Origin of the sequence: Actinopolymorpha rutila (assembly GCF_013407855.1) — a bacterium.
Lineage (GTDB): Bacteria > Actinomycetota > Actinomycetes > Propionibacteriales > Actinopolymorphaceae > Actinopolymorpha > Actinopolymorpha rutila.
In genome coordinates, this window is record NZ_JACBZH010000001.1 from 1,405,041 (window position 1) to 1,422,185 (window position 17,145).

Here is a 17,145-nt window from a genome sequence, read left to right on the forward strand (position 1 = left end):
GGCTCGGCTTCGGACCGGGGTCGTCGCGTCCTACCTTCGCACCATGGCCCGCCGGGGTCACGCGGCCCGGAACACCCAGTGGCGCAGCAGGAGGAACCGCAGCAGTGTCGCGGTCAGGTTGGCGGCGACCACGACGGCCAGTTCGACGCCGCGGCCGGGTGCCGCCGTCCCGGCGTGCAGGAGCGCGAGCGAGCCGCTGGTGAGCGCGAGTCCCAGGCCGAACACCAGCAGGCCCTGCGCCTGGTGGCGGCCGACCGCCTCCCGGCCCCGCACGCCGAACGTGAGCCGGCGGTTCGCGGCCGTGTTGGCGACCGCGGTGACCAGCAGTGCGAGCAGGTTGGCCGCCTGGGCGCCGACACCGGGGCGGAGCGCGACGAACAGGCCCAGGTAGGCGAGCGTGCTCACCGCTCCGACCGCGCCGAAGCGCAGCAACTGGCGGGACAGGCCGGCGGGCACCCCCGCGGCGAGTGGTTCGGGACGGCCGCGGCCGAACTCCGCCCGGATCCGACCCAGCGGCAGCCGGCTGGTGGTGAACGCGCGCCCCAGGCGGGCGATGCCCCGCAGGTCGTCCAGGGCGGTGGCCACGATGTCCACCCGGCTGTCCGGGTCGTCGGTCCAGTCCACCGGAACCTCGTGGATACGCAGGCCGGCGCGTTCGGCGATGACCAGGAGCTCGGTGTCGAAGAACCACCCGGTGTCCTCGACCAGCGGAAGCAGCCGGCGAGCGACGTCGGCACGGATCGCCTTGAACCCGCACTGCGCGTCGGAGAACCGGGCCACCAGCGTTCCGCGCAGCAGAAGGTTGTAGCAGCGGGAGACGATTTCGCGTTTGGGTCCGCGCAGGACGCGTGACTGCCGGGTGAGGCGGGTGCCGATAGCGAGGTCGGAGTGCCCGGAAAGGAGCGGCGCGAGCAGTGGGAGCAGAGCTGCCAGGTCGGTGGACAGGTCCACGTCCATGTAGGCGAGTACGGGCGCCGGAGAGTCCATCCACACCGTCCGCAGCGCCCGGCCGCGACCCTTCAGGTCCAGGTGAACGACCTCCACCTCGGGGTACTCCGCCGCGAGCTCGGTGGCGATCGGCCAGGTGGCGTCGGTGCTGGCGTTGTCGGCGATGGTGATGCGGCACGGGTACGGGACGTACGCACGCAGGTGCTCGCGCAGCCGGCGTACGCACCGTGGCAGGTCGATCTCCTCGTTGTGAACGGGAATCACCACGTCGACCACGGGTCTGCCCGGGTCCGATCGGTCGTCGTGGCGTACGGCGTGGGCGGCTGTGGTTGGGGTCGTGACAGTCGTCGTGGTCGTCATGCAAGCCAGAGTTGACGGAGGCGCTGTGGTCGGCGTGTGGTGAGGCTGTGGGCGTGCTGTGACGCGACAAGCCCTTGTCTACTTGCAGAAACGCCTCCATCCCCGGCGACCGGCGGGGCGTGCCGGTCGCCGGGGACGTGGCTCGTGCTGGTGTACAGCACCGCGTTCAGCGTCAACTGCTGCTTGCGGTGCTCCCGGTGGTGCTCGCAGTGTTCTGCGCGGTCAGGTCGTAGATCTGCACCCCGTCGACGGTCGTGGAGGAGAAGTTGGCCGCGACCCAGGCCGCGATCTGACCCGAGGTGGAGTTCGTGCCGCCGCGCGCCCCGGGGAAGCCGCCCCGGCCCGCGGTCTGGATGCTTCCGGACGTACCTTGCTCCGATCCCAGGTCGGCCAGACCGCCGCCGATGAAGTAGTGGACCTTCCCGGCCGCGACGTAGGCCTTGAACTGCGCGAGTGTGGGGGAGGGATCGCTGCCGTTGAAGCCGCCGATCGGCATCACCGGCTCACCGGTGGCGAGCTGGTAGCCGGAGGCGCTGTTGGAGCCCACCGTCGCGGCCACCCAGGTGTAGGAGCCGCTGTCCTTCCTGAGCATCGTGGTGAGTTTCGCACCGGGGTTGCTGCCGTTCAGCAGCGCGCCCATCCCACCTGCCCCGCCGCCGCGGGCCTGGCCGGCCTGGCCTGTCGGTGCCTGACCACCGGACGCCTGACCACCGGACGCCTGACCACCGGACGCCTGACCACCGGACGCCTGACCTGCGGGTGCCTGTGCGGCACCGCCGCCGGGTGGCGGTCCGGCCGGGAGTCCCCCTGCCGCGTCGAGGTTTCCGTCGCGCCGCATGCCGGGGCCACCCATCCCGCCGGGTCCGCCGCCAGGCCCGCCTTGTCCGCCCTGCCCGGCCGGTCCGGCCGACGGGATCGACCCGCCCTGCCCGGTGGACGCCGTGGCGACGGAGTAGCTCAGCGGACCGGCAAGCACCGCGGCCATGGCCACAACGGCGGCCACCCGGGCCACCGCGTACCGTCGGGTGCCGGCGAGGAGTCCCAGTGCCGCCACCCCGCCCGCGGCGAGCACGGCGGGACGCAGCCAGGGGTTCCAGTCCGGTGTACGACCCAGCAGGACGTACGACCACACCGCCGATCCAACCACAACGACGGCCAGCACGATCCGGGCCGGAAGCCGGTCGCGCATGCGCCACATCCACAGGGATCCGATGCCCACCAGTGCGGAGATCGCGGGTGCCAGGGCGACCGTGTAGTACGCGTGGATGATGCCCTGCATGAAGCTGAACACCAGCGCGGTGACCACCAGCCAGCCGCCCCACAGCAGCAGGCCCGCGCGGGTGCGGTCGGTCCGCGGCGCCCGCCGGGTCAGCCACAGACCGGCGAGGAGGAACGCCAGCGCCGCGGGGAGCAGCCAGGAGATCTGCCCGCCCATCTCCGAGGCGAACAACCTGCCCAGCCCGGTCTGCCCGCCGAACCCGCCACCCGGTCCGCCACCGCCGCCGAAACCACCCGACTGGGCGCCGGGTCCGACGCTGCCCGTCTCGTTCCCGGTCAACCTGCCCAGCCCGTTGTAGCCCAACGTCAGTTCGAGAATGCTGTTGGCCTGCGAGCCGCCGACGTAGGGCCGGTACTTCGCCGGTACGAGCTCGACGATCGCTATCCACCAGCCGGCGCCGACCACCATGGCCAGCCCGGCGAGGAGCAGCTGACCGACGCGTCGCCACAGCCCCGCGGGCGCGGCGAGCAGGAAGACCAGCGCGAGCGCGGGCATGACGAGCAGCGCCTGCAGCATCTTGGTCAGGAACCCGAACCCGACGAGCACGCCCGCGAGCATCAGCCACTTCGTGCTCGCGCGCTCGGTTGCCCGCACGGTCGCGTAGGCGGCGAGCACGAGCAGCAGGACCAGCAGCGCGTCCGGGTTGTTGAACCGGAACATCAACGTGGCAACGGGTGTGGTCGCCAGCACCAGACCGGCCAGCAGGCCCGCGGCCGGGGAGAACCACCGGCGTACGGTCGCGTAGAGAACGCCCACCGACGCCACGCCGGCCAGCGCCTGCGGCACCAGGATGCTCCACGAGCTGAGCCCGAAGGCCCTTACGGACAGGGCCATCAGCCACAGGGAGGCGGGCGGCTTGTCCACGGTGATGGAGTTGGCGGCGTCGGAGGACCCGTAGAAGAAGGCCTTCCAGCTCACCGAGCCCGCCTGGACGGCCGCGGAGTAGAAGCTGTTGGCCCAGCCGGAGGCGCCGAGCCCCCACAGGTAGAGAACGCCGGTGGCCACGAGGAGGCCGAGCAGAGCCGGGCGAACCCACCGTGGGTCGTCGGTCCGGCGCAGGAGTGTCGTCGTCATGCCCGCAAGCGTCTTCGGGCCGGCTGTGCGGGAGCTAACGACCGGCTGTGGCCGGGCTGTGCGATTCCAGTGGCGGCCGTACGGGCAGTTCCAGCGTGAACTCCGTCCGGCCCGCCTCGCTGTCAACTCGTACTTGCCCGTGGTGTGCCTCGGTCACCGCGGACACGATCGCGAGCCCGAGGCCGGTGCTCCCGGCCGCCCGTGACCGGGAGGTGTCGCCGCGGGCGAAGCGCTCGAAGACGACCGGCAGGAGCTCGGTCGGAATGCCCGGCCCCCCGTCACACACACTGATCCGCACCCGCGTGCCCGTCCGCGCGAGGCTGACGACGACCCGGGTGCCGGGCGGGGTGTGCGTACGGGCGTTGGTGAGCAGGTTGGCCAGCACCTGGTGCAGCCGGTGCTGGTCGCCGGTGACGACCAGCGCCTCGGCGGGCAGGCGCAGCTCCCACCGATGGTCCGGACCGGCCACCCGGGCGTCGTTGACGGCGTCCACCAGCAGGCAGGACACGTCCACCTGGTCGCGGGCCAGCGGCCGGCCGGCGTCCAGCCGGGCCAGCAACAACAGGTCGTCCACCAGTGCCGTCATCCGGGCCGCCTCGGACTCCACCCGCCCGATCGCGTACGCCACGTCGTCGGGGACCTCCTCGTGGCCGCGCCGGGTCACCTCGGCATAGCCGCGGATCGCCGCCAGCGGTGTCCGCAGTTCGTGACTGGCGTCGGCGACGAACTGCCGGACCCTGGTCTCGCTCTGGTGCCGGGCGGCGAGCGCGGCGGCGACGTGGCCGAGCATCAGGTTGAGGGCGGCGCCGACCCGGCCGACCTCCGTTCGTGGATCGGTGTCCACCGCGGGGACGCGTTCGGACAGGGCCACCTCGCCCTCGTGCAGAGGGAGCTGGGCCACCCGGGTGGCGGTGGCGGCAACGCGGTTCAGCGGCCGCAGGCTGCGCCGCACGATCGTGGCGCCGGCGAGGAAGGCGGCCAGCAGGCCCAGCGCGGCGACCCCGGCGACGACGCCCGCCACCTGCATGACGGTGTGGTTCGCCGGCTCCAGCGAGAGCCCGGTGACGAGCACGTCGCCGTCCGACGCCCGGGCCGCGACCAGCCGGTAGCTGCCCAGCCCGGCGAGGTCGAGGGTGTGCGGGTGATGGTCGACCGGAAGCCGCGTCAGGGCGGCAGCGGTGGCTGAGGAGAGCTCGAGAACGTGACCCGAGGAGTCCACGATGCCGGCGCCGCTGACCGTCCCGTCCACCAGCCGTGCACCGAGGGTGCCCACCCCGGCGCCCGGTCCTGAGAGGAAGCCCGGCGGGCCGGGCTGATCCGGTGGCCGGCGCCGGATCGGGTCGGGGCCCTCCGCGGACTGGGTGCGGAGGACGGCCGCGTCGAGCTGGTGGTCGAGCTGGTTCGTGAGCGAGTTGTGCAACGCCAGCAGCGTGACCGTCGCCACCACGGCACACACAAGCAACGTCACCGCCGTCAGTGCGGCGACCAGCCGGGTCCGCAGCGTCCACCCGCTCGGCGTCAACACTTGCTTGACAGTGCTCACGGCGCCCTCAGAAGGCCGGTTTGAGCACGTAGCCCGCGCCGCGCATGGTGTGGATCATCGGTGCCCGTCCGGCGTCGATCTTCTTGCGCAGGTAGGAGATGTAGAGCTCCACGACGTTGGCCTGGCCGCCGAAGTCGTAACTCCACACGCGGTCCAGGATCTGTGCCTTGCTCAGCACCCGCCGCGGATTGCGCATCAGATAGCGCAGCAGTTCGAACTCCGTGGCGGTGAGGGTGACCAGTTCACCTGACCGGCGTACCTCGTGACTGTCCTCGTCGAGAGTGAGGTCGCCGACGACCAGCAGCGCGTCCTCGCGGGTCATCGTGGCGACCGTACGCCGCATCAGGCCGCGCAGCCGGGCCACGACCTCCTCCAGGCTGAACGGCTTGGTCACGTAGTCGTCGCCGCCCGCGGTCAGCCCGGCGATCCGGTCCTCCACCGCGTCCTTGGCGGTGAGGAAGAGCACGGGCACCCGAGGGTCCTCGGCCCGCATCCGGTGCAGCACGTCCAGGCCGTCCAGGTCGGGCAGCATCACGTCCAGCACCACCGCGTCCGGCTGGAACTCCCGGGCGACGCGGACGCCGTCGCGTCCGGCCCCGGCGGTGCGTACCTCCCAGCCCTCGTAGCGCAACGCCATCGCCAGCAGGTCGGTGAGGGTCGGTTCGTCGTCGACAACCAGCACCCGGACCGGTCCGCCGTCGGCGCGGCGCAGGGAGGCTCCGGCCGCGGCCGCGGGGCCGGTCGAGCCGCCGAGCGAGCCACCGGGCGAGCCGCCGGGGCGAAGGTCCGGTGAGCCGGGGGAGTCCGTTCGGGCAGCCGGAGTCGTACGCGTCATGCGGGCATCGTCATCGCGGATCCTGTGCGTAGCCTCAAGGGTTGCTGTGAACAGGCTGTGATAGTTCGACCGCGTACAGAGGTCCGTTGTGCGGCGTTCGTACTCCCCGTCGGCAAGCGTCGCGAAAGCCCTGCGTGACCGTGCGGTTTCGCCGCGCTCCTGGGCGTCGGGGAGGGTCGGGACAGTCCCGCCGCGGCGTTCGCGCCGGCCTCCGCGCCCCGTAATCTTCAGGTGTCCCGAGTCGTCCCCGGCGACTCCCCGGCCGCCGCCCAAGGAGGTGGATGTGCGCTTCCTCCACGATCGGGTCCCCGAGCAGGACCTCACCTACAGCGACGTCTTTCTCGTCCCGAACCGCTCGCTCGTCTCCTCCCGCCTGGACGTCGACCTCGGCACGTCCGACGGCAGCGGGACGACCATCCCGATCGTCGCGGCGAACATGACCTCGGTGTCCGGACGGCGGATGGCGGAGACGATCGCCCGGTGCGGCGGTCTGGCGGTGATTCCTCAGGACATCCCCGTCGAGGTGGTGGCCGAGGTGATCGGCTGGGTCAAGGACCGGCACACCGTGTACGACACCCCGATCACGATGGCGCCGTCCGGCACCGTCGGCGAGGCGCTCAACCTGCTGCCCAAGCGCGGCCACGGCGCGGTCGTCGTGGTCGAGGACGGCCGGGCCGTCGGGGTGGTGACCGAGGCCGATTTCGAACGCGTCGACCGGTTCGCCCAGCTGGCCTCGGTGATGTCGCGTGACCTGCTCTCGCTGCCCGACGGCATCCACGCCGAGGACGCGTTCAACCAGCTCCACAACGGTCGGCACCGGCTGGCGCCGGTGGTCGGCACAGACGGACGGATCGTGGGACTCCTCACCCGCGAACGCGCCCTGCGGGCCGCGCTCTACACCCCGGCCGTCGACTCCACCGGCAGGCTGCGAGTCGCCGCGGCGATCGGGATCAACGGCGACGTCGAGACCAAGGCGAAGGCTCTGCTGGCCGCCGGGGTGGACGTCCTCGTGATCGACACCGCGCACGGGCACCAGGAACGCACCCTCGAGGTGCTGCGTATCGTCCGCCGGCTCGACCCGCAGGTCCCGGTCGTGGCGGGCAACGTCGCCACCGCCGAGGGGGTGACCGACCTGGTGGAGGCCGGCGCCGACATCGTGAAGGTGGGCGTCGGGCCGGGCGCGATGTGCACGACCCGGATGATGACCGCCGTGGGCCGGCCGCAGTTCTCCGCGGTGCTGGAGTGCGCCACCCGGGCCCGCGAACTCGGCAAGCACGTGTGGGCCGACGGCGGTGTCCGCCACCCGCGCGACGTGGCTCTCGCCCTGGCGGCCGGGGCGTCCAACGTCATGGTGGGTTCGTGGTTCGCCGGGACGTACGAGTCGCCCGGTGACGCCCACCGCGACACCGACGGCCGGCTCTACAAGGAGAGCTTCGGCATGGCCTCGGCCCGGGCGGTCGCGTTGCGTACCGCGGAGGACTCGCCGTTCCAGCAGGCACGCAAGGGCCTGTTCGGCGAGGGCATCTCCACCTCCCGGATGTACCTCGACCCGGACCGGCCGAGTGTGGAGGACGTCCTCGACGGGATCGTCGCCGGCGTACGCAGTTCGTGCACCTACGTCGGTGCGGCCGACATCGAGGAGTTCCACGCCCGCGCGGTGGTCGGCGTGCAGACCGCGGCCGGCTTCGCCGAAGGGATGCCGCTCGCCACCAGCTGGTGACGAGGCGGGCAAGCGTGCCCGTTCCGGCAAACCGGGACGCGCCAGCCGAACGTCCCTCGGCGCGGTGACCAACGACTCTCCTGAGCCGCCCCGCCCGATGCTGAAGTGAGGTGGCAAGGGAAACCCTTCGGCGCAGCGGCATGGCAGCGGGGGTGAACGATGCAGTGCCGCGCCGCGGGCGAGAGGGGTTTCCCTTGCCGCGTTGTGAGAATGCGCCAGCAGCGGCCCGAAGCCGGGGGAGGGTCCGATGTTGACCGTCGCAGTCGTGGGAAGTGGGGGCACCGGGCCTGGTGCCTGGGACGTCGGCCCGCGAATCGTGGCGCGGCTGACCGGAGACCGGCTGACCGGGGGGCAGTCGGTCCCGGGTCAGCGAGCGTCCGGCGAGCGGACGCGCGTCGAGGGAGTGCAGGTCCTGGCCAGCACCGATCTGCCCGTACGACTGCTGAGCGCGGACAGCGGTCTGGACGAGCTGATCATGGTCGAGTCGACCCGAGCCGGGGGTACGCCGGGTTCGATCCGGCAGTCGGTGATGGAGACGCACGGGCCCGGCCGGCCCGAGCCCGGGACGACCGCACCCGGCGGAGTCATGGGGGCGCTCACGTCCCTGCACCTGCCGCCCCGGGTCGTGGTCTTCTCCGTGGAGGCCGGCTTCGACGACGGGGGCGAGGCCACCAGCGTGCTCGCCGACCGGGCGGTCGACGAGGTGTTCGGCCTGGTGATCGCCGAGCTTCGCCGGCTGGACGGCGCCCAGCGGTTGACCTAGAACACCTGGAGCTCAGCGGCTGTCGTAAAGCACGGCCAGTACGTCGCGCGCGGACACGATGCCCACCACCGTCGCCGGCCGCGTCCGCGTCCGCAGGGGAACGTGGCGGACGTAGTGCCGGCGCATCAGCCCGGCTACCTGCAGGATCGGGTCGCTCGGGCTCGCCCACACGGTGTCCACGCCGATCACGTCCGCCGACCACACCTCGTCCGGGTCGCCGCCACCGGCGAGGGCGCGGACGATGTCGCGTTCGGACAGGATGCCCACCGGCACGCCGTTCCGGCTCACGACGAGCGCACCGACGTCGGCCTCGGCGAGGAGTTCGGCGGCCGTCCGCAGACAGCTCGCGGCGTCGACGGTGCGTACGGGAGAACGCATGATCCGCTCGACCGGGTCGTGCCGGCCCACCCGTTCCCCGGCTCCGTCTCCGCCTTCGCCGAGGTCCTCGTCGCTCCTGGCCTCCGGAACGTGCGCTGTGTCGGCGGTCCCGGCGGGCAGGACGACGGCCTCCGGGCCCGGACAGATGAACGACTCGTGCCCGTCGTCCCAGGCCACGCGGTACTCCGGTGACTCGGGTGTGCCCAGCACCTCGCATACCGTCCCGTGCCGGCGGTGCACGCGATCGGGTTCGTGGGCCAGGACGATGCGGTCGCCGACGTGGACGGTCATCTCACTCCAGCCAGCTCACTCAGGAGAGATCTCGGGAGCGCGGGTTGGTCTCACTGTCGCGACGGGCGCCGACAGGCCGTAGAGCCGAAGGTCCCGTACGCCTCAGGCGGTGTGCCGGTGCCAGCCCGGGCCGGGCCGGCGTCCGGTTCGCGGCCGGTGCCACGGATCGGTGGCCGCCCGGTGCAGGCTCGCCAGCAGGCCGATCTCGGCGGCGTAGCGGGTGACCTCGGTGTTGACCCAGGCGGCGACGTAGCCGAACGGCCGGGTGCCCCGCTGCAGCCACTCCGCCCGCGCGGTGGAGTCGAGGTCGGCGTCGTCGAGGGTGCTCAGGCCCCGGCTCCAGTCGGTCCGGATCGTGCGCAGCCAGTCCAGCGTCGACTCGCCGTCTCCGGGCCAGTCGCCGGCCGTCCCCTCGGCCGTCCCCTCGGCCGCCCCGTCGGCTGTCCCGTCGTTGTGGAGGCGGTCGCCGGACTCCGTGCCGAAGCACCGTACCGACGTCTCTGCCCACCACGAACCCAGCCGCCAGGTCAGCCAGCCGATCGTGCGGACCGGCTCGGGGTGTACGGAAAGGTCGGTCATCGGACGGTCTGCGGTCCACCGCTCGTCCGGTCGCCGGCGTACGGTCCAGGCTCCGGGAGCCGGCTCCCACAGGTAGGCCGAATCGTCGAGGTCGCCCAGGTGGACCTCGAGCAGGGACCACGCGACGTCGAGCTGCCAGTGCAGCAGCGCGATCCGCGGTCTGCCAAGCGTGTTCGAATTCCCGGCCACTGCACCTCCCCGATCGTCAACTCGCGGGGATCATGTCACCCGGACGCCCGCGTCCGCAGTCGGTTTTCCGTTGGGCGACCCACACGTCGCGTTCCCTAGGTCCGGCGCCTACCTGCGCGAGCCTTCGCTTTCGACCAGGCGCGGCTGACCTGCTCCAATGCCTCTGCTGCCGTGACCTCCAACCTGGTCTGCGCGGAGAGATCGCGGACCCAGGCTTGTTGCTCCGGGGCCTGGTCGAAGATCCCAGGGGCGGGTGGAAGGCCGGTGGGCCCGAACTTCTGGTACAGCCGGACTGCCTCGACATCGATCCCACCAGCGCTGACCAGGGACCACAGGTCGTACAGGTCGCGGGCTGCGCGCCGGTGATCCCATGCCGTTGTCTTCCAACCGGCGAACGATGCGACTGTCGGCACGGTCAAAGTCGCGGGCGGTGCGTCGGAGTACCGCTGTTCCAGTTCACGTGGACACGTCGGCCATGGCGGATAACCGGTCGCGTCGAGCAGTTGCACCCGAACCGTCAACAGGTCGGGCGTACGAAGTACGGCAGGGTCGGTGTCGCGGACCGCGCTCAGTGGAGGATCCCAACGCAGGCCGGGAAACTCCCTTCGGACCCCACGCACCAGCAGTCGCTCGGCCTCCCCGGCCGTCTCATGCCGACTGCCCGTGGCGATCAGGTCGATGTCCTCGGACAGTCGGCCATCAGGCACGAATGTCCGGGAGAGCGCCGTGCCGCCGAAGAAGATCACCTTGTCCGCCAGTTCCGCACTCAACGCGGCCAGGAGGTGGGAGATGAGGTGGTCACGACGCACCTGGGTCAAAGCGACGCCGAACCGGCCGGCAGTCGCTGCTTCCTCACGTGGGTCAAGCATGGTCGCCGGCCAGAACGCGCTGGAGGGTCGCTGTCCGCCGCTGGGTCACGGCGAGATCGTGCAGGAGGTCGAGGTCGGCGCGCGGGAGCAGGCCACGTACCGCGGCGTCGGTCTCGTCGGGTACGTCACCCAATGTCGGCCTGGCGGCGAGGTCGAGAATGGTCTGCTCCACGGTGGTCATCCAGCCCGACCCGAGTTCGGTCTGTACGCGTTCGAGATCCAGGCCGTGCGGGTCTCGGGTGACGAAGATGATCTCGCCCTTGCGGTCCGACAGCGTGGCGGCGCGTCGGCGTCTGGCGGTGGCGACCACCCCCACGTTCAACGCGCGGGGGATCGCGCCGTGCAGGCGGGCGGCACTCACCCCCATCAGGGCCACGTCGTCGACCCCCGCTCCGGCGACCGCGATGCCCAGGGCCGCCGCCTCCAGGTCGGGCAACCACTGCTGGCCGACGAGATGGTCGGGAACCACCGCGTAGTAGCCGGGGGTGAGTTGGTGGAGGGCGCCCTGCCGGGCAAGGCGAGCGAACTCCGCCCGGGGGTGGCGGTAGACGTGGCCGGCGTCGCCGGGACGGATGACCCTGACCGGGCCGTGCAGGAGTTCCGGCGGAACCCGTCCTGCCACACGCCGAGCCATTGGTGTCACCTCCGTAGGCTTCAACCCTACGATTGTTACACGGATGGGCTCGCGGGGATAAGGATGGCGAACCTGTCCGGGCGGACGGTCAGACCCAGGAGCGGAACCACATCCGCCGCAGCCAGGCGTCGTACGGGATCACCTGGTCGGTGAGGATCGGGTAGACGTACGCGAAGTTCAGCAGCACCAGCAGCGTCACCCCGCCCAGCGCCGCGGCGCCCCACATCCGGCGTCTCGGCGAGGCGTCCCGCGGCCCCAGCACCTTGCCGAGCACGAGGGTCAGCCCGATGATCATCCAGGGCAGGATGATGATCGCGTAGAAGTAGAAGATCGGCCGGTTGGCGTACTGAAACCACGGCAGCCAGGTCGCGGCCACGCCGACCACGGGGATGCCGAAGCGCCAGTCCCGGCCCAGGACCCACCAGACCAGGCAGCCGGCCAGGGCGATCACCGCGAGCCACCACAGCACCGGCGTACCGATGCCGAGGATCTCCTGGACGCACCGGTCGGTCGGGCAGCCCTTGCTCGGGCCGATGTTGTCGACCCAGTCGAACGACACCGGCCGGGCGATGACCAGCCATCCCAGCGGCGAGGAGGCGTACTGGTGCTTCTCCGTCAGGTGGGTGTGGAAGTACATGATCTCGGCGTGGTAGTGCCACAGCGAGCGCACCGCGTCGGGGACGAGCCGGGCAAGCCCGCTCGCCGGGTTGGACGCGGCCCAGGTGCGGTCCCAGCCGTCGGGTGAGGCGAACCACCCGGCCCAGGACGCGACGTAGACGACGGCGGCGGTGCCGGCGACCGTGACGAAGGCGACCGCCGCGTCCAGGGCCAGCCGGGCCACCCCGGCCCAGCGCGCGAACGCCGCACCGACTGCCCGCCGCGCGCCGACGTCCCACACCCAGGTCAGCAGGCCGAATGCCGCGAGCGCCAGGGCGGCGTTCCACTTGGTGGCGGCGGCCAGCCCGAAGCACAGCCCGGCCACCAGCCGCCACGGCCGCCACAGCAGCGGTGGTCCCCAGGTTCCGGGCGTGACCCGGCCGAGCGGTTCGGCCGCGTCCGCGAGCCGAGTGCGAACCCAGTCGCGGTCGATCAGCAGCGCGGCCACCGCGAGCAGCAGCCAGAACATCGCCGGCAGGTCGATCAGCGCGATCCGGCTCTCCACCAGGTGCAGCCCGTCGACGGCGAACAGGAACGCCGCGACGCAGCCGAGCAGCGTGGACCGGGTGAGCCGCCGTGCCAACCGGGCCATCACCAGCACCGACAGGGCGCCGACCAGCGCCACGCAGAAGCGCCAGCCGAACGGCGTCATGCCGAAGATCCACTCACCGACCGCCATCAGCCACTTGCCGGCCGGTGGGTGGACGACGAACGCGGGCTCGCCGAACACGTTCAGGTCGCCGGCCAGGATGCGCTCGTTGGCCTTGTCCACGAACTGGTGTTCGACCCCGAAGTGCAGGAGGCTGAACGCGTCCTTGGGGTAGTAGGTCTCGTCGAAGACGAACTTCGCCGGCCGGCCGAGGTTCCACAGCCGCAGGACAGCGGTGAACACCGTGATCAGCAGCGGCCCGATCCAGCCCCGCCACCCGTCGTCGGGCAGGGGCGGGCACAGCCGCTGGCGCAGCGGGGGGATGGGTCTGCCGTCTGGGTCGCGTCCCATCACAGCGGCGGGGACGGCGCGGGCGTCGCCGGCCCGACCGGGCGACCCGTCGCCGGCGCGCTCGGAGGCCGTCGTCGTCATCGGGGTCATCGTACGGACACCAGGTGGGAACGGCCTGACCGGCGCGGTGCGAGGATGGCCCCGTGTCGGCCCGTACGCAAAACCCCCGTCAGGCAGGCAGCGAGACAGGCCGTGCGACAGGCCGTGAGACGGGCCCCGAGGCCGGCAGTGAGGCGGGTTCGGAGGCCGGGGTGCTCGTCCTCGCCGCCACGCCCATCGGCTCCCTCGACGACGCCCCGCCGCGGCTGGCCGCCGAGCTGACCGCCGCCGACGTGATCGCCGCGGAGGACACCCGGCGCCTGCACCGGCTCACCTCGGCCGTCGGCGTTCACCCGACCGGCCGGGTGGTGTCGTACTTCGAGGGGAACGAGGCCCGCCGTACCCCCGAGCTCGTCGATGCGCTGCTGGCCGGGCGACGGGTCGTCCTGGTCACCGACGCGGGCATGCCGTCGGTCTCCGACCCCGGATACCGACTGGTCGCCGCGGCGGTGGAGGCGGGGATCCGGGTCACCGCCGTACCCGGGCCGTCGGCCGTGCTGACCGCGCTGGCGGTGTCCGGGCTGCCGGTCGACCGGTTCTGCTTCGAGGGCTTCCTGCCGCGCAAGGCCGGCGAGCGTGCGGCCCGGCTGCGCGAAGTCGCCGGCGAGCGGCGGACGATGGTGTTCTTCGAGGCGCCGCACCGGCTGGCCGCGAGCCTTTCGGCGATGGCGGAGGTGTTCGGTGCCGAGCGCTCCGCCGCGGTGTGCCGGGAGCTGACCAAGACCTACGAGGAGGTACGCCGGGGAGGGCTGGGCGAGCTGGCCGCCTGGGCCGAGGAGGGCGTACGCGGGGAGATCACGCTGGTGGTGGGCGGTGCCCCGGCGGCCGCCGCACAGGACCTGGCGCCGGCGGAGCTGGCCCGGATGGTCGCCGAGCGGGTCGAGGGCGGCTCCTCCAGGAGGGACGCGATCGCGGCGGTGGCCCAGGAGTCGGGAGTCGCCAAGCGGGTCGTCTACGCCGCCGCCGTCGCCGGTGACTGAGGGGTTCCCTAGGATCGCGGACATGGTCGATGCCTCCGCAAGCCGTCAGGACGGCAAGGCGTTCTACGTCACGACGCCGATCTACTACGTCAACGACAAGCCGCACATCGGGCACGCCTACACCACGGTCGCGGCCGACGTCCTGGCCCGCTGGCATCGCCAGCGCGGCGAGAAGGTGTGGTTCCTCACCGGCACCGACGAGCACGGCCAGAAGGTCATGCGCAGTGCCGAGGCCAGCGGCGTGACGCCCCGCGAGTGGGCCGACCAGCTGGTGGAGACGGCGTGGAAGCCGGTGCTCGAGACGATCGACGCCAGCAACGACGACTTCATCCGTACGACCGAAAACCGGCACACCGAGCGGGTTCGGGAGTTCTGGCAGCATCTGTACGACGCCGGCGAGGTCTTCCCCGGCACGTACGAAGGCCCCTACTGCGTGAGCTGTGAGGAGTTCAAGCTCCCCGCCGAACTACTCGACGGCGAGAACGGCCAGAAGCTGTGCCCGGTACACGGGCGGCCGGTGGAGATGCTGTCGGAGACCAACTACTTCTTCAAGCTGTCGGCCTACACCGAGAAGCTCCTCAGGCTGTACGAGGAGCACCCGGAGTTCGTGCAGCCCGAAAGCGCCCGCAACGAGGTCGTGGCGTTCGTCAAGCAGGGCTTGCAGGACCTGTCGATCACGCGGTCCACCTTCGACTGGGGCATTCCGGTCCCGTGGGACGACGAGCACGTCCTCTACGTGTGGATCGACGCGCTGCTCAACTACGTCACGGCGGCCGGCTACCGCACGGATCCGCTGCTCTTCAAGCAGGTCTGGCCCGCCGACGTCCACCTGGTCGGCAAGGACATCCTGCGCTTCCACGCGGTCATCTGGCCGGCCATGCTGATGGCCGCGGGCCTTCCGCTGCCGACGACGGTGTTCGCGCACGGCTGGCTGCTGGTCGGCGGCGAGAAGATGAGCAAGACGAAGTTGACGGGGATCGCGCCCAGCCAGATCATCGACACCTTCGGCTCGGACGCCTTCCGCTACTACTTCCTGCGGGCAATCCAGTTCGGCTCCGACGGCTCGTTCTCCTGGGAGCACCTGAGTGCCGTCTACACCTCCGAGCTGGCCAACGGGCTGGGCAACCTCGCCTCCCGGGTCGCGGCGATGGTGGGCCGCTACTTCGACGGCAACCTGCCCGCCCCGGCCGACGCCGGACCGGCCGAGCAGGTGGTCGCCGAACGCCTCACCCAGACAGTACGGGTGGCCGACCAGGCCGCGGTGTCGCTGCGCTTCCACGAGGCGCTGGCCGCGGTCGAGGCGTTCGTCGGCGTCGTCAACGGATACTTGACGGAGCAGGCTCCGTGGAAGGTCGCCAAGGACGACTCCCCGGAGGCCCGGGCCCGGCTGGCGACCATCCTCTACACCGCAGCCGAGGCGTTGCGTGCGGTGGCCGTCCTCTACAACCCGGTGATGCCGCGCAGCGCGGCGGCGTTGTGGGAGCTGCTCGGCGCCGGGCAGAGCGTCGGCGCGCTGGCCGACCAGTCGCTCACCGAGGCCGGCAACTGGGGCCAGTTGCCCGAGGGGTCGGTACTCACCAAGGGGGCGCCGCTGTTCCCCCGGATCGAGGAGCCGGAGGCGTCGTGACGCCCCAACCGGGTGCGCGGCACGACGGCGGTCCGACCCGGCAGCGGGCAGGCGGTGAGGACCGCCGCGACCGCAGCCGGCCCGAGCCGCCTCCGCCGCTGGCAGCGCCGGTCGCCGACTCGCACTGCCACCTCGACATCGCCGACGGCCCGGGCGGCCGGTGGCTCCCGGTCGAGGATGCCGTGGCCCGGGCGGCCGCGGTCGGCGTGCCGAGAATCGTGCAGATCGGCTGCGACCTGCCCGGGGCGCGCTGGGCGGTTCGCGCCGCCGAGGAGCATCCCGCGCTGGTGGCCGGGGTGGCCCTGCACCCCAACGAGGTGCCGGTCCTCGCGGCGGCGGGCGGGCTCGACGCGGCCCTGGCCGAGATTGACCGGCTGGCCGGCTCCAGCCCGCGCGTGCGGGCGGTGGGCGAGACCGGGCTGGACCACTTCCGTACCGGCGAGGAGGGCTGGAAGGTCCAGGAGGACGGCTTCCGGGCCCACATCGCGCTGGCGAAGAAGCACGGCAAGGCGCTGGCCATCCACGACCGGGACGCCCACGACGACGTCCTCCGGGTGCTCGCCGAGGAGGGTGCGCCGGAGCGGGTGCTGATGCACTGCTTCTCCGGGGACGCCGAGATGGCCCGCGAGTGCGTACGCCGCGGCTACTACCTCTCCTTCGCCGGCACCGTGACGTTCAAGAACGCCGCACCGCTGCGCGAGGCCCTCGCCGAGGTGCCGCTGGGCCGCATCCTGGTCGAGACCGACGCGCCGTACCTCGCTCCCACGCCGCACCGCGGCCGGCCGAACGCGAGCTACCTCGTACCCCTCACCGTCCGGTGCATGGCGGAGGTGAAGGGGGTCTCGGAGGAGGCGATGTGCGCCGCCGTGGCGGAGGCCACCGAGGCGGTCTTCGGCACCTGGTAGCCCGGTAGGTGGGTCCTCGACGTCGACCGCCAGGGCCCGGTAAGACACGCCTGGTGTCCGATTTGCCCTTCTTTACCGATTAAGGCATTTCGTTGGAAATGGCCCTAATTGGAGACTGACGGGACCGGCGATTCGGGTTGTCCGGGCGCGCCGGAATCACACCGACGGAATTCACCGATCCCCGGACCCACATCTGCCCAGCGCATTTCGGCTTTTCTGACAATGCGTGGTCACTCCGAACAGCCCTGAAGGCTGTCCGGAATAAGCATCTAATGTGGCCGGAGTTGATAGCGGTGACATTGTTGGTTATCGTCCCGTGTCGTTGGCCGGGGTCGGGGAAGCCTCGGACGGCGCAGAGGGGGGCGTCATCCGCGCCTGATACCGGCGCGTGTTCGCGCTGGTCACGGCTCATCGT

14 protein-coding genes are annotated in these 17,145 nt (G+C 71.7%); 5 read left to right on the forward strand and 9 right to left on the reverse strand.

Annotated features, from left to right (window positions below; genetic code table 11):
- Nucleotides 1-57: 57 nt before the first annotated feature.
- From F4554_RS06195 to F4554_RS06210, 4 genes are all read right to left on the reverse strand, one after another.
- On the reverse strand, nt 58-1,308 hold the full coding sequence (locus tag F4554_RS06195) for a bifunctional glycosyltransferase family 2/GtrA family protein (protein ID WP_179786492.1): 1,251 nt from the start codon (nt 1,306-1,308) through the stop codon (nt 58-60).
- 172 nt (nt 1,309-1,480) lie between these two features.
- Entirely contained in the window at nt 1,481-3,661 is a 2,181-nt protein-coding gene (locus tag F4554_RS06200) for an ArnT family glycosyltransferase (RefSeq protein ID WP_179786493.1), read from the reverse strand.
- A gap of 34 nt (nt 3,662-3,695) precedes the next feature.
- The gene (locus F4554_RS06205; protein WP_179786494.1) at nt 3,696-5,204 is read right to left on the reverse strand and encodes an ATP-binding protein; all 1,509 of its coding nucleotides are present in this window, start codon (nt 5,202-5,204) and stop codon (nt 3,696-3,698) included.
- A gap of 7 nt (nt 5,205-5,211) precedes the next feature.
- Nucleotides 5,212-6,039, reverse strand: coding sequence for a response regulator transcription factor (locus tag F4554_RS06210; protein WP_272955874.1), 828 nt, complete (start codon nt 6,037-6,039; stop codon nt 5,212-5,214).
- 283 nt (nt 6,040-6,322) lie between these two features.
- On the opposite strand from F4554_RS06210, the gene F4554_RS06215 reads away from it, so the two are divergent.
- Both F4554_RS06215 and F4554_RS06220 read left to right on the forward strand, forming a co-directional pair.
- Nucleotides 6,323-7,759: a GuaB1 family IMP dehydrogenase-related protein gene (locus F4554_RS06215; RefSeq protein ID WP_179786495.1), complete on the forward strand. Its 1,437-nt coding sequence runs from the start codon at nt 6,323-6,325 to the stop codon at nt 7,757-7,759.
- Between the two features lie 247 nt (nt 7,760-8,006).
- Nucleotides 8,007-8,522, forward strand: a complete 516-nt coding sequence (locus F4554_RS06220) for a hypothetical protein (RefSeq protein ID WP_179786496.1) — start codon at nt 8,007-8,009, stop codon at nt 8,520-8,522.
- A 12-nt stretch (nt 8,523-8,534) separates the two neighbouring features.
- Here the strand turns inward: F4554_RS06220 and F4554_RS06225 are convergent, their stop codons facing one another.
- The 5 genes from F4554_RS06225 to F4554_RS06245 form a co-directional block, all read right to left on the reverse strand.
- Entirely contained in the window at nt 8,535-9,191 is a 657-nt protein-coding gene (locus F4554_RS06225; protein ID WP_179786497.1) for a CBS domain-containing protein, read from the reverse strand.
- Between the two features lie 102 nt (nt 9,192-9,293).
- Nucleotides 9,294-9,959, reverse strand: a complete 666-nt coding sequence (locus F4554_RS06230; RefSeq protein ID WP_179786498.1) for a DinB family protein — start codon at nt 9,957-9,959, stop codon at nt 9,294-9,296.
- A gap of 95 nt (nt 9,960-10,054) precedes the next feature.
- Nucleotides 10,055-10,768: a nucleotidyl transferase AbiEii/AbiGii toxin family protein gene (locus F4554_RS06235; protein WP_202889167.1), complete on the reverse strand. Its 714-nt coding sequence runs from the start codon at nt 10,766-10,768 to the stop codon at nt 10,055-10,057.
- Nucleotides 10,769-10,820: 52 nt separating this feature from the next.
- On the reverse strand, nt 10,821-11,462 hold the full coding sequence (locus F4554_RS06240; protein ID WP_179786500.1) for a type IV toxin-antitoxin system AbiEi family antitoxin domain-containing protein: 642 nt from the start codon (nt 11,460-11,462) through the stop codon (nt 10,821-10,823).
- A gap of 88 nt (nt 11,463-11,550) precedes the next feature.
- Nucleotides 11,551-13,200, reverse strand: a complete 1,650-nt coding sequence (locus tag F4554_RS06245) for a dolichyl-phosphate-mannose--protein mannosyltransferase (protein WP_179786501.1) — start codon at nt 13,198-13,200, stop codon at nt 11,551-11,553.
- A gap of 170 nt (nt 13,201-13,370) precedes the next feature.
- Here F4554_RS06245 and rsmI point away from each other — a divergent pair, with 170 nt between their 5' ends.
- From rsmI to F4554_RS06260, 3 genes are read left to right on the forward strand one after another with little or no spacing between them, the layout of a single operon-like run.
- Nucleotides 13,371-14,198 carry a 16S rRNA (cytidine(1402)-2'-O)-methyltransferase gene (rsmI, locus tag F4554_RS06250; RefSeq protein ID WP_179786502.1) on the forward strand — a complete coding sequence of 276 codons (828 nt, stop codon included), beginning with the start codon at nt 13,371-13,373 and terminating at the stop codon, nt 14,196-14,198.
- 22 nt (nt 14,199-14,220) lie between these two features.
- Complete coding sequence (metG, locus tag F4554_RS06255; RefSeq protein ID WP_179786503.1) at nt 14,221-15,825, forward strand: methionine--tRNA ligase; 1,605 nt, start codon at nt 14,221-14,223, stop codon at nt 15,823-15,825.
- Nucleotides 15,822-16,730 carry a TatD family hydrolase gene (locus F4554_RS06260; RefSeq protein WP_179786504.1) on the forward strand — a complete coding sequence of 303 codons (909 nt, stop codon included), beginning with the start codon at nt 15,822-15,824 and terminating at the stop codon, nt 16,728-16,730. The genes metG and F4554_RS06260 overlap by 4 nt, the downstream gene beginning before the upstream one ends.
- Nucleotides 16,731-17,145 lie beyond the last annotated feature (415 nt).

What these genes read in the sequence shown, in the direction of transcription:
- F4554_RS06200 (WP_179786493.1), bottom strand. Translation starts at nt 3,661, where the DNA reads ATGACGACGACACTCCTGCGCCGGACCGACGACCCACGGTGGGTTCGC.
- F4554_RS06240 (WP_179786500.1), bottom strand. Translation starts at nt 11,462, where the DNA reads ATGGCTCGGCGTGTGGCAGGACGGGTTCCGCCGGAACTCCTGCACGGC.
- F4554_RS06245 (WP_179786501.1), bottom strand. Translation starts at nt 13,200, where the DNA reads ATGACGACGACGGCCTCCGAGCGCGCCGGCGACGGGTCGCCCGGTCGG.
- F4554_RS06210 (WP_272955874.1), bottom strand. Translation starts at nt 6,039, where the DNA reads ATGACGCGTACGACTCCGGCTGCCCGAACGGACTCCCCCGGCTCACCG.
- metG (WP_179786503.1), top strand. Translation starts at nt 14,221, where the DNA reads ATGGTCGATGCCTCCGCAAGCCGTCAGGACGGCAAGGCGTTCTACGTC.
- F4554_RS06225 (WP_179786497.1), bottom strand. Translation starts at nt 9,191, where the DNA reads ATGACCGTCCACGTCGGCGACCGCATCGTCCTGGCCCACGAACCCGAT.
- F4554_RS06195 (WP_179786492.1), bottom strand. Translation starts at nt 1,308, where the DNA reads ATGACGACCACGACGACTGTCACGACCCCAACCACAGCCGCCCACGCC.
- F4554_RS06220 (WP_179786496.1), top strand. Translation starts at nt 8,007, where the DNA reads ATGTTGACCGTCGCAGTCGTGGGAAGTGGGGGCACCGGGCCTGGTGCC.